Origin of the sequence: Salinisphaera sp. G21_0 (genome assembly GCF_017744115.1) — a bacterium.
Taxonomy (GTDB): domain Bacteria; phylum Pseudomonadota; class Gammaproteobacteria; order Pseudomonadales; family Endozoicomonadaceae; genus Endozoicomonas.
This window is the reverse complement of the sequence record NZ_JAGHQW010000032.1, coordinates 29,608-41,012: the sequence shown is the minus strand read 5'-3', so window position 1 is coordinate 41,012 and position 11,405 is coordinate 29,608. Positions and strand designations below refer to the sequence as shown.

Genomic DNA, 11,405 nt, shown 5'->3' with positions numbered 1-11,405 from the left:
TCCGGGGAAAGCAGGATAAGCCATCAGCTGCTCCCGTCATTCAGTCGTCCCTGACTGTTCGACTTCTGCAGCCGCCGGCGCAGCTCAGTCCAGGTCTTTATCTTGCTGGACTCGCCGATGCGAACCCCTTCACCACGCTGACGGGAAAGCCAGAGTCCGTCACCGTTAAAGTTATAAACGGGAACCAGATCTGTGCGATGACTGGCGGGACGAATCTCACTGACCAGGTTGTCCAGAATCAACGGCTCTTCCCCCGGACCGGCGAAGTAACTGAGCACCATATGGGCCTGATCAAGCTCAACCGCCTTTACGTAGGTAATCCTCAGCTTCTCATCGGCCACGCCAAGCTCACGAAGGGTAAAATACTTGGCAATGGAGAAGTCCTCACAATCACCCGCGCCGCTGGCCAGCAGTTCCACCGGGGTTGCCCAGAAATCCTCTTCTCCCCAGTGATCAATATCATGCACAAAGCGCATGCGGTTAAAGAAGTCATTCACTTCAACCAGCTTCCGGGGTTCTGGCAGCTTCCTGCTGTAAGTCATCAGATTCTGCCAATGGGTCAGCCGTTCAGCAGCTGCGATGCCATAAAGCTCGCGGGCACTATCCACCAGGGCTTTCCCCACCACCAGGTCGCCAGCCAGCACCACGGCAACGAACCAATGTCCCCATTTGAATGGAAGAAGGTGGGATAGCATCCAGAATATTTCCAGCCGATTCCTGATCTTATATAGAGTCGGCAGTGATCAGCCGAGCCTGTAAGGAAAAACCGTCAAAAGGCGATAACAGGGTTGGCGGCGGGGTAAATCTATGCGTATAATCCAACCGCTTCAGGGCCTATAGCTCAGTTGGTTAGAGCAGCGGACTCATAATCCGTTGGTCCCAGGTTCAAGTCCTGGTGGGCCCACCATATACACCGATACTTTCAAGATAAGTACTTGCTCACAACCTCTCCATAAATTCTTATCTGCGCCTGCTATTGCGCCTGCTTTCTGTCGGAATGTATTAGAACTGTAAGGGACAAACCTTTTCTTCTAACAAGACAGAAATCCCTTTGCTTATTCACTCCATTCTTTCTGCGATTCTCAATTCCAGCGAAATTGAAAATTAAAAATACTTAAAAATGCATACCCGAAAATACCCGAGAAAATAGCATCAGGCTCTTAGTTTCTCTATGTGGGCAAAAGGTAGGTTCTGCCCACATAGATAGTAATGTGGGCAAGCTGCCAGATTTGTACAGTCACGACCTTTGTACAAATCGGCAGTCATTTTGGCAGGAAAGTTATATGTGGACAGTTACCCCCTTTTGTCCACATAGATAGTAATGTGGACAGGAGGTGTCAGTTTGTCCTTTTCCGTTTGTTTCGGCGTAACGGATTCAGGTAGGTCAAAATAAACAATAAAGGACACCCAAGAACAAAATAAAGGACACCCAAGAATTTGACTAATCGGCCACACCGTCTATTTTTCCTCTGGAGCCTCTTAAGAAATTAAGAAATAAAGGACACCCAAGTAACAACAAAATAAAGGACAAAATAAAGGACACCCAAGAATTTGACTAATCGGCCACACCGTCTATTTTTCCTCTGGAGCCTCTTAAGGGCATTAAGGATATATACCCAGTAACCAAAAAAATGACATGACGACCGCCCGAAAAAACATCATAGATCCAGCCAGTACGCCCTACTACCACTGCATGGCGCGCTGCGTTCGCAGGGCTTTCCTGTGCGGCAAAGACAATTTCTCAGGCAAAAACTATGAGCATCGCAGGCAGTGGGTGGTTAATCGGTTGAAAGCGCTTTCTGGTATTTTTGCTCTGGAAGTCTGTGCTTATGCGGTGATGTCGAATCATTATCATGTGGTGCTCCATATTAATAGTCAGCAAGCAAAAAAATGGGACACCAAAGAAGTCTTGCAACGCTGGACGCAGCTGTTTTCTGGCCCGCACCTGGTTCAGCGTTATCTTGCCGGGGACCAGCCAGACAAAGCAGAGCTGCTGCGTGTCGAAGAATATGCCCAAGAGTATCGAGGTCGTTTAATGGATATCAGCTGGTTCATGCGCTGCCTTAACGAATACTTAGCCCGGCTGGCCAATAAAGAGGATGAGTGCAAAGGGCGCTTTTGGGAAGGTCGTTACAAAAGTCAGGCCCTGTTAGATGAGGCTGCATTGCTGACTTGCATGGCCTATGTCGACTTAAACCCCATCCGGGCAAAAATTACCGCAACGCTGGAAACCTCAGAGCATACCTCTATTAAAGAGCGCATTGAGTCATACGACAGCGCAAGCGGAAAAAAACAAAAGGCGCACTTGAAACCGTTAAAAGCTCAGGGTCAAAACCCTGAACAGGCAATTCCATACCCACTCTGTAGCTACTTTGAACTGGTTGACTGGTCTGGTCGAATTGTCCGCAAAGGCAAACGTGGTCGTATAACTGACGGTGTACCAACTATCCTGGAGCGTTTGGGTATTGACCCAAATGAATGGCTGGAGACTATGCGCTGGAAGAATCGTTTTCGCCGCGCAGTCGGCAAGCTGGCTTCACTGAAGGCTTATGCAGAAAGCACCGGAAAATGCTGGGTTCATGGGATGTCTGTGAGCGGTGTTCTCTATCCTACCTGATCAACGCATTTTCATTTACTTTAATGTGACCAGAATTTTCTGAGTGCTCTTTCTTATATTGTCTCGATATTATCTTCTATCTAGCTGTTGCTGAGTACTTTTTATACTCTTCCTGCTTGGTATGAATGAGAATTTCTTTAAAATGATCAATACTATCATTTTAAAAAATGGGTGTCCTTTTTCATTATCTTTTTCATTCCTTCCTTTTTCATTCCTTACATGAAAAGCCTTGGGGTGTGCGATTTTCAGGCTGATTTCTTAGTTGGGAATTCGCGGATTCAGGCTTTAGCAAAACTGTGAAAATAGCCGTCATTGACATATATCAATATTTGATTGATTTAAGTAAAAATACCTACCGTTCTTCTGCTTCCCTCAGTAAGCTAAAAGCATTGTTGGAGCGCCTTCATGATAGATAAGAACGAAGGTGTGTTTGCTCTTATTTAGTTTTTTTGAGTATTGAATAATGACAATAAATCCCCCCCTGACGATTCTTTTTTTGGTCTTGGGAATAAGCTTTACGTTTAATAGTTCAGCCAATAATCTTGCGTCTGATGGAAAGTTAGGCTCATCATCGGTTGGAGAGATACCCGTAATCCTCCAGATGCCACAGCTAGTTAAGATAAGTGCGCTGGATGCAGTTAATTTTACAGAGAGCGATGTTGCAGGTAGCCTGGGTGGTTTAGAAAAGGAAGAAAGATTCTGCGTGTATAGTAACAGCAGCGATGCTCAAAACACCGGACAATACTCTATTACTTTTTCTTCAAACAATCTTATTGACGGGGCTTTTGCAATGTCGTCCAGTGCGGGCGGAGACTCGATCCCATATAGTTTAAATTACAATCAAATCATACCTGGAGAATCTACGGTTGAGCTGGTAAATGTGCCACCAAACCGAGATATACCTAGTAGAGGAGCGAACACTACATCATATGATTGCAGCGGCCAAGAAACGGCTTATATCAAGGTTTCTATAACAGGGGAGGCACTGCAAAGAGCAGCAAATGGTTCTTACTCAGATGTTTTGATAGCGACTGTTTCTACGATATGATAAAGAAATTTTTTTGTTGCCTCAACAAGAATATATAAAGTTAATGATTGCCGGTAGTTCGATCTCCATCGGCAATTTCTATTTGATTTTGGCAAAAAAATTCAAATATTTACTGTGCTTCACAACCTGATATAACCAAATTTGCCATAGCTCTGGCTACTGCCACATACAAAAGACTCGATTCCTTTTCTGAGTAACGTTTCTATCCGGCATACCCAAAATCATCTTCCAGTTTTGCAAGACTCCACTCTCTACCTTGGATTTATGGGCAGTAGATAGCATAAGGTCAGCTTAAGTCTATGGATAGATAGTGCCTGTCCGAAAACCCTAAGCCCTTGAAAATCAATGCCTGCGGCCCAACATAGTCTCTAAAGATTTCTCAAAAACAGGCAGTTTTCAAATTTATGCGCCAATGCATCAATCCGCAAATGCAGTTGGGTGAGGTTGATATCTCGGCTGTCACTTTCAACCTAAAATCCAGAGACGACATCCCTCGTCTTTTACGGGCTTTCCAGCACATCTATACTCATCCGGAACTCCGGCAGCAGGTCTTTGACGTCCTTGAGACAATGATTACTGCATCCCGGAACAATGGTCGTCCCGGCATGAGCCTATGGAACATACTGGTCTTTGGCACGCTTCGACTGGTGACGAACTGTGATTATGACCGCCTTCAGGAACTGACTGTGAGATCCGGAAGAGCCAGCGTCAACATGATATTGAGATGGCACATCTTGTTGTACATCTCAGGATTATCCATAAAGCTGAAGACACTCTGCTTGAATTGATCAGGCTTCAACCGGCTGAGCCCAGGCTTGAGAATCTCAAATATCACATTGCTCACGGTAATCTCCAGATCCAACTGATATATCGCAGGGTTATCAAACAGGAAGTTATTCCCCACGTTGAAAAAGTGTTTTCGATCCTTGACCCCCACACAGAATGGATCAGCAAAGGAAAAGCCGGAGTTCCGGTGGAGCTGGGGTTACGGGTTTGTGTACTACAGGGTCAGTTCGGTTTTACCCTCCATCACCTTGTCATGCAAAAGCAAACAGACGACCAGGTTACAGTTCCTCTAGCGGAAGGGGCGAAGAAACGCTTTCCTGCCCTGAGTCAGGTCAGTTATGACAAAGGGTTCTGGAGTCAAATGGACTGGACAAGTGTCCGGATAGAGGGTTGGATGCCTTCAAGCGCTATGTTGCTTTGGCTGTTGTTGCCAGTAACCTGAAGCGCCTTGGAAAGATATTGCTAACGTGACAGGCAATAGCCCAAGCCTGGATAGAACGCTGTATTGGTTTTTACGATCATGCAGGCCATGAGGCTTTTGCATATATATCAGATGAGAAATTTGACTATTTTATGAACATATAATCAAAAACACAGTCAACATGCTTGACCAGCTGTATGAAATTTAGCCACCGGAAGTAATGTGGCGAAGCTGATAGTTAAATTAGATGGGTTTTCTGACAGGCACTATTTATACACGGCTATGCTATACCCCTTGCCAGACTCTTAAGAGCACTGCCAACGCCCATCAGCGCTTGAGTGGTTTAGCATATTCCGGTTTGGTGCCAAGTGCTTCAAGGTAATCTGGCAGGTTGAGTATGCAGAGGAAATCGGTCCGGGGTAAAAAAGTAAACTTATTCTGGAGAAGGTGTCGTATATCACGAGCTTCCGTGGAGTATAGAAAAGCTGCCAGCCTGTTCACATCACTCAGGCTTTGCATATGAGCCTCATATAACGCATCACTGCTGATCTCTATTTCTGTGGGCAACTGTCCTGTGGCACCATCAATGCCCTGCCGGGCTTTTGCCAGATTATGGATACCCATGCATCCCTTTGCTGTTGACTCTAATGCCTTGGGGTCAATCCCTGCTTCAATCATCCCCCGCCGGAAATGGGAGTCTCTTTTGATCAAGTAGTACAAAAGACATGCCTGATAACAGGGGATTGGCAGGTTTTTATCCTCTTTGGTCAAGCTTTTTATCTTCAATCAGGCTGGTCTGTGTGGGGTGAAGCCGGTAACGGCCTTTTTTAACCGTAAGCAGCAGTTTTTTTCACAGAACTACTGGATTCATTTCCTGTTCGTCATATGCGGCATCCGCTACGATGGCTCCGGCAAGCGCACCGGCAGCAAACCCGATAGCCGTGACAGTCAACCCGAAATCCCCGGCAGAATCCTCTGCAATAGACCCGACAGCAGCCCCGACAGCAGCCCCGACAGCAGCCCCGACAGCAGTCCCGACAGCAGCCCCGATAGTTCTGGCAGCACTCCTGTCAACCTCGCTGGCAGCCCCGGCAGCCCCGGCAGCAACCGCGGCAACAATAGAGGAAAACATGACAGCAGCGCCTACAGCAGCCCCGGTAACCCCGCAAGCAGCCCCGGTAGCAGGCCCGACGTTTCCGAAAAAACCGGTAGCCGCGGCAGCAACGCCTACAGCAGCCCCGACAGCAACAACCGCGGCAACAACCGCGGCAACAACGCCGGCAGCCAAGACAGCTTGCGTGGTGGCAGTCCCGGTAGCACAGTTCAAAATAGTTCGGCCAAAAAGTGTATAAGTTTTTTCCAAAGTAATTACCAAACGCTCTTGCAATGGAATATCTTTGATCTTTTTTAGCTCATTAACAGTTAATTGATGTGTACAGAGAAGGCATTTTTTTTGTTTAGAACTTTCCACCCATTTCCGCATGCATGATCTACCAAAAGCATGTCTGCATTTCAAATTAATGGTTTTATCTTCTGCTGAGTCATAACATATTGAGCCACGACATATTACACATTGAAAACCATTAGCGCCGTTAGCGCTTCCTTTATCAAAACCGACCATATCAAAACCGACCTGCCTAATTATTTTTTGTTCAGCTCCAAGCCAGTAAGACATTTTTATTTGGCTTTGGTTCCCTGTGGATACTTCTTACAGCAGACATTAAGGAGTTCATAGCAGTAACCGGCTTTCTGCAATGCTGCTTCACTTACCATTATCCAGCCTGAAGCCGTTGGATGAAGCCGCATCAACGGTTGTTAATGGTAAATTCTGTACTACCTCTGCTTAGACCAGTTTGCTGCCATCCTCGCTACGGGGTCGCCTGGACGGGCGCTATTCTCAGTCACCCTCCTGGCCCGGGTATTTCATAAACTGCCCCGAATCTCACGCACGGCAAAATGGATAAGGGAGGATCTGTGTTGTCTGAGGGACCTGCCATTGAATGGCCAGCAGTTCACACCGGATGGGTGGTTAAGGATTTCCCGGATAGTCCCGAAGGCAGGCATCAAGAACAAGCGGAAAAACTGTGGATGGGACGAAGACTATAAGTAGTTAACCAAATGAAATCGTATTTTCTGAATACTTATGATGAAGGTTCCTGATCTGATCAATTTTTGATCATGTTTTTGCCGTAGCGGGGGTTATATACAACTTTTACAGGATTCACTGAAACTAATTTAAAGAATAATAGGGAACTATTTGACTCAAAAGTAGTCAAAACTATTTATTACAGTTAGCTGCCAACAAATCTGGGAAAATATTCACTTAAAAACGAATATTTTAAGGTAAATACCCTTCTCTAATGTCAAACTTCCAGACGCATAAATAAATTGTCAGATAGCCTTTCTATCGAAGACATATCTGCCTTTATAACACAGCAGCAGGAACACTTGGCTCAGCTTTATGACAAATATAGAACTTCATTTACAGGATTTCTTATTGTAAAGCGTTATAACAAAAATACTCTTTCTGGTACTGAATAACCACATTAAATAATCAAGAGAAATTAATAAATGATACCAATAAATCACCCTATTTTATTCCAGAAGCCATCTTCCTCAGAGCTTGCTGAAAAACCAGAGGATTATAACAAGGATTATGTTCCTTTTCCTAAGGGGAATTTTAAAACGCTTGAAGCTGTTAAATCGTGTGTGCCTGTCGAGTACATCCGCATGAAAGATCAATTTATGGTTGATATTGACAGGCTGAAATTATTGTCACAACGTTTAATCGTTAGTGCTGAATGTGATAAAGACATTGATCTTTTTCGAAAAAAGGTAATAAATGATCTGAAAGTCTATGATAAACAAATTTCCAGCCTGATAGCATTCCAGAATACTCGTTATTATCTCCATAACATCGTTAATCGAACCGAGAGGTTTCTTGAGCTGGAAGCGCAAAACCCTGATCAGACTGATAAATTTGCTTTCAATAGAGACGGTTTTTGTGCTTATTTTGTTGACTTTCTTTCAGGGATAGAAAATTGCCTTAATGGCAGTAACAGCCGTATTCAAGGTGCATTTATCAGTCTCGAGAACTCCCGTAACCCACAAAGGGAGCTGTTAAAAATCAGACACGGGTTACTGGAATATGGCGTTAAATCATTTCTGGCAAAAGAGCGTGCCAGTGGCAGGGCTACATATGGTTTTGGAGATGAAGTGCACTGGTACAATGCGCTTTACAATATCGCCTGTGATCGGTTTGGTTTGGAGCCCCTTATTGATCCGGGAGCAACACTGGGTAACAATACAAAAATTATTGGCCGACTTGAACGCATCCTGCCATCCCTGATGCCAGAATTCGAAATACTCAATAAACTGACCGAATTGTTTTATCAAGATTTAGTATTCGCTTTAAAAAAGCGAAATAAAGAAGGCTGGCTAACCCATCCGGTTTCCATCGAAGAATTAAAGAGTGAAATCATTGATGGAATTAAAGATGAGTTTATAACTCCAATAAATCTTCGGTTCAAAACCGATAATGCAAGCCAGCTTGATCTACAGACAATCATCAAACAGTGCGATCATGGAGGCTATGAATTTTCAGAGAGTCGGGAGCGGCTCCAGGTATGGTTAATCGATAATTTTTTGAATAATGCCCCTACCGCGAACGTATTCACCATTATTGGCAAGGAAAATAACACATCCTCTTTGCGAGATCTTTCGAAGACAGATAAACATGAAGATAAAGCACCATTTTTCCACATTGGCTCGAAGGATAATCTTTATTTTTGGGTCTTTGAATCAGAGATTCCTCTTATGCAAGGTGCAAACTGCAAACTGGACTGGGTTAACCATCAAGCACTGACTCTGGGTCATTTAATAACAGTCGATTTTTATAGCTTACCAAAAGAAATACGTTTCAATCTTCTTTATCATGCCTTGAACAACTCCAAACCAGGTGACTTTTTCGACTTTTTCTTTAATAAAACCATATCCAAAGAATGGTTTAAAATGGTTGAATCCGACCCTCGATTAAAGGAAACCATGTTAGAAAAACTTTTTCATGCTATGAACGATGGTAACGATGGTGAAACCGTTGTCCGGGAGTTAACCAAACGCTTAAACAGTCTATCGGTGAGACATCTTAAAGAGTATGCCAGTCAGTTCTTCAACGACTTAATATGTCAGGCATTTAAACTGAAACAGACTGGTGTAATTGACTGTTTATTTAAATATGGCCTGCGCAAAGATTTAACTAAAGTGAGCAAAGTTGAATATCAAAGAGCTTTGTTTTCAGCGTTACGTTCTGACTTAGAAAAATTTAAAACACTCTACAAATACTCTCTTATTGACATCAACTCAAAGAATGAACAAGGTGAAACGCTGTTAATTGCAGCAGTAAAATATGGGCAAACGGAGTTCCTGAAAGAACTTCTGGCACACAAAGAAATTGATGTAAATAAGCGGGACAATAATGGCAATACTGCACTCATGCTGGCTGCAAAAATTGGGCGAACCGAGGATCTGAAAGAACTTCTGAAACACAAAAAAATTCGTATAAATAACCAGAACAAAAATGACAATACCGCACTCATGCTGGCTGCAATAAGCGGACAAACGGAGTCTCTGAACGCGCTTCTGAAACAAAAAGAAATTAAAGTAAATCTACGTAACAAGTGTGGCTGGACACCATTAATGGGGGCAGCAAGAAACGGTCATGAGGACTGCGTTAAGGTGTTGCTTGAGCATGACGTGCCGTTGATCAGTGCAAGAAGTAAATACGGCAATACGGCGTTGATGCTGGCGGCCATTGGAGGGGATGCAGGTTGTCTATCGTTATTACTCCAACAAAATGATATTGACATCCATAAAACAAATAATAACGGTAAAACTGCACTCATGCTGGCTGCAATGAATGGGCAAACGGAATGTCTGAAGGTGCTTCTGAAACAAAAAGCAATCAATCTGAAAAGGCTGGACACTGATGGCAATACTGTACTCATGCTGGCTGCAGCAAATGGGCAAACGGAGTGCCTGAAAGAACTTCTGGCACACAAAGAAATTAATGCGAATAAGTGTGGCAAATATGGCGTTACTGCACTGATGCAGGCTGCAAAAAATGGGCAAACAGAGTGCCTGAAAGAGCTTCTGGAACAGGAAGAAATCGGACTGAATAAGCAGGACGGTCACGGTTGGACCGCATTAATGTACGCAGCAAGATATGGGAAAACGGAGTGTCTGCAAGCGCTTCTGAAACGGCAAGGAATTAAAGCAAACCGGCCTGACTACCGTGGCTGTACACCATTAATGCTGGCAGCAAAACACGGTCATGAAAACTGTGTTCAGGCGTTACTTGAGCATGACCATGAAGTGATCAATGCACAAGACAAGATGGGCCGTACGGCTTTAATGCTGGCGGCAATTGGAGGGAATGAATGTTGTGCCACGTTATTACTCCAACAACCCAATATTGACATTAATAAAACCGATATATCCGGTAAAACTGCGTGGCTCTATGCGACGTCCGGCAGTGCATCAGAGCAGTACTCATTGAAACTATTACAACAAATCTGGGTTGCAGCAGACAGTGGTAATGCGGCATTACTGACTGAACTGCTAAATTCTGCCAAAGCATTGATCCATGTTCGCGATAAACAAGGGTTAACGCTGGCAATGTTGGCCGCAAAAAGTGGCCATGTTGATTGCCTGAAAGCAATTCTGGCGGAGAAAGTTATTAACGTGAACGAGAGTAACAATAACGGAACTACGCCACTCATGCTGGCTGCAGAAAATGGGCAAACGGAGATCGTGAAAGAACTTCTGGCTCACAATGAAATTAATGTGAACAAACGGGACACTAATGGCAATACCGCACTCATGCTGGCTGCAAAAAATGGGCAAACGGAGGTCCTGAAAGAACTTCTCGCACACAATGAAATCAATGTGAATAAACGGGATACTGCTGGCAATACCGCACTCATGCTGGCTGCAAAAAATGGGAAAACGAAGTGCCTGGAAAAGCTTCTGCAAAGGAAAGATATCGAACTGAATGCGCAGAACAATGCAGGTTTTACCGCATTAATGTACGCAGCAAATAATGGGAAAACGGCGTGTCTGAAGGCGCTTCTGAAACGACAAGGCAATGCAAACCTGACTAACAAACGTGGCTGGACGCCATTAATGGCGTCAGCAAGAAACGGTCATGATGACTGCGTTCAGGAGTTGCTTGCCCAGAATGATCCGCCGATCAATGCAAAACAGCATGCAGGCTATACGGCTTTGATGCTGGCGGCAATTGGAAAGCATACGCTTTGTTTCAAGCTTTTGCTTGCACACCCTAAGGTCAACATTAATCTGAAAGCTGCCAAACTGACTTTAAATAAAAAGCAATGGGCAAATTATAAGCAACTGGTAGCCTAGAATTTATATATCCAGGATTTTCCGGAAACTTTTTTTACGCTATGAACAATAGGCCTCCCAGGAGGCTGAACGAGAATAGACTGCACTACTGCATATCCCCCCGATATATCCAT

6 protein-coding genes, 1 tRNA gene and 2 pseudogenes are annotated in these 11,405 nt (G+C 44.3%); 5 read left to right on the top strand and 4 right to left on the bottom strand.

Annotated elements, in window-relative coordinates; all coding sequences use genetic code 11:
- Nucleotides 1-23 precede the first annotated feature (23 nt).
- Nucleotides 24-695, bottom strand: a complete 672-nt coding sequence (locus J7439_RS15495) for a transglutaminase-like cysteine peptidase (RefSeq protein ID WP_209202884.1) — start codon at nt 693-695, stop codon at nt 24-26.
- Between the two features lie 135 nt (nt 696-830).
- Between J7439_RS15495 and J7439_RS15490 the strand changes: the two genes are divergently transcribed.
- From J7439_RS15490 to J7439_RS26565, 4 genes and pseudogenes are all read left to right on the top strand, one after another.
- Nucleotides 831-907: transfer RNA gene (locus J7439_RS15490), tRNA-Ile, on the top strand.
- A gap of 729 nt (nt 908-1,636) precedes the next feature.
- The gene (locus J7439_RS15485) at nt 1,637-2,617 is read left to right on the top strand and encodes a transposase (protein WP_209202883.1); all 981 of its coding nucleotides are present in this window, start codon (nt 1,637-1,639) and stop codon (nt 2,615-2,617) included.
- A gap of 463 nt (nt 2,618-3,080) precedes the next feature.
- The gene (locus J7439_RS15480) at nt 3,081-3,665 is read left to right on the top strand and encodes a hypothetical protein (RefSeq protein WP_209202882.1); all 585 of its coding nucleotides are present in this window, start codon (nt 3,081-3,083) and stop codon (nt 3,663-3,665) included.
- An 832-nt stretch (nt 3,666-4,497) separates the two neighbouring features.
- Nucleotides 4,498-4,922, top strand: a pseudogene (locus J7439_RS26565) (ISNCY family transposase); the annotation flags it as partial.
- A gap of 277 nt (nt 4,923-5,199) precedes the next feature.
- Here the strand turns inward: J7439_RS26565 and J7439_RS15470 are convergent.
- From J7439_RS15470 to J7439_RS27205, 3 genes and pseudogenes are all read right to left on the bottom strand, one after another.
- The gene (locus J7439_RS15470; protein ID WP_209202881.1) at nt 5,200-5,658 is read right to left on the bottom strand and encodes a hypothetical protein; all 459 of its coding nucleotides are present in this window, start codon (nt 5,656-5,658) and stop codon (nt 5,200-5,202) included.
- Nucleotides 5,659-5,722: 64 nt separating this feature from the next.
- Complete coding sequence (locus J7439_RS26560; RefSeq protein ID WP_286198376.1) at nt 5,723-6,199, bottom strand: hypothetical protein; 477 nt, start codon at nt 6,197-6,199, stop codon at nt 5,723-5,725.
- 120 nt (nt 6,200-6,319) lie between these two features.
- Nucleotides 6,320-6,493: pseudogene (locus J7439_RS27205) on the bottom strand (RING finger domain-containing protein); the annotation flags it as partial.
- A gap of 950 nt (nt 6,494-7,443) precedes the next feature.
- Here J7439_RS27205 and J7439_RS15460 point away from each other — a divergent pair.
- Nucleotides 7,444-11,292: an ankyrin repeat domain-containing protein gene (locus J7439_RS15460; RefSeq protein ID WP_209202879.1), complete on the top strand. Its 3,849-nt coding sequence runs from the start codon at nt 7,444-7,446 to the stop codon at nt 11,290-11,292.
- Nucleotides 11,293-11,405: the final 113 nt, after the last annotated feature.

Coding starts and splice junctions, on each gene's coding strand:
- J7439_RS15480 (WP_209202882.1), top strand. CDS start 3,081: ATGACAATAAATCCCCCCCTGACGATTCTTTTTTTGGTCTTGGGAATA.
- J7439_RS15495 (WP_209202884.1), bottom strand. CDS start 695: ATGCTATCCCACCTTCTTCCATTCAAATGGGGACATTGGTTCGTTGCC.
- J7439_RS15460 (WP_209202879.1), top strand. CDS start 7,444: ATGATACCAATAAATCACCCTATTTTATTCCAGAAGCCATCTTCCTCA.
- J7439_RS15485 (WP_209202883.1), top strand. CDS start 1,637: ATGACGACCGCCCGAAAAAACATCATAGATCCAGCCAGTACGCCCTAC.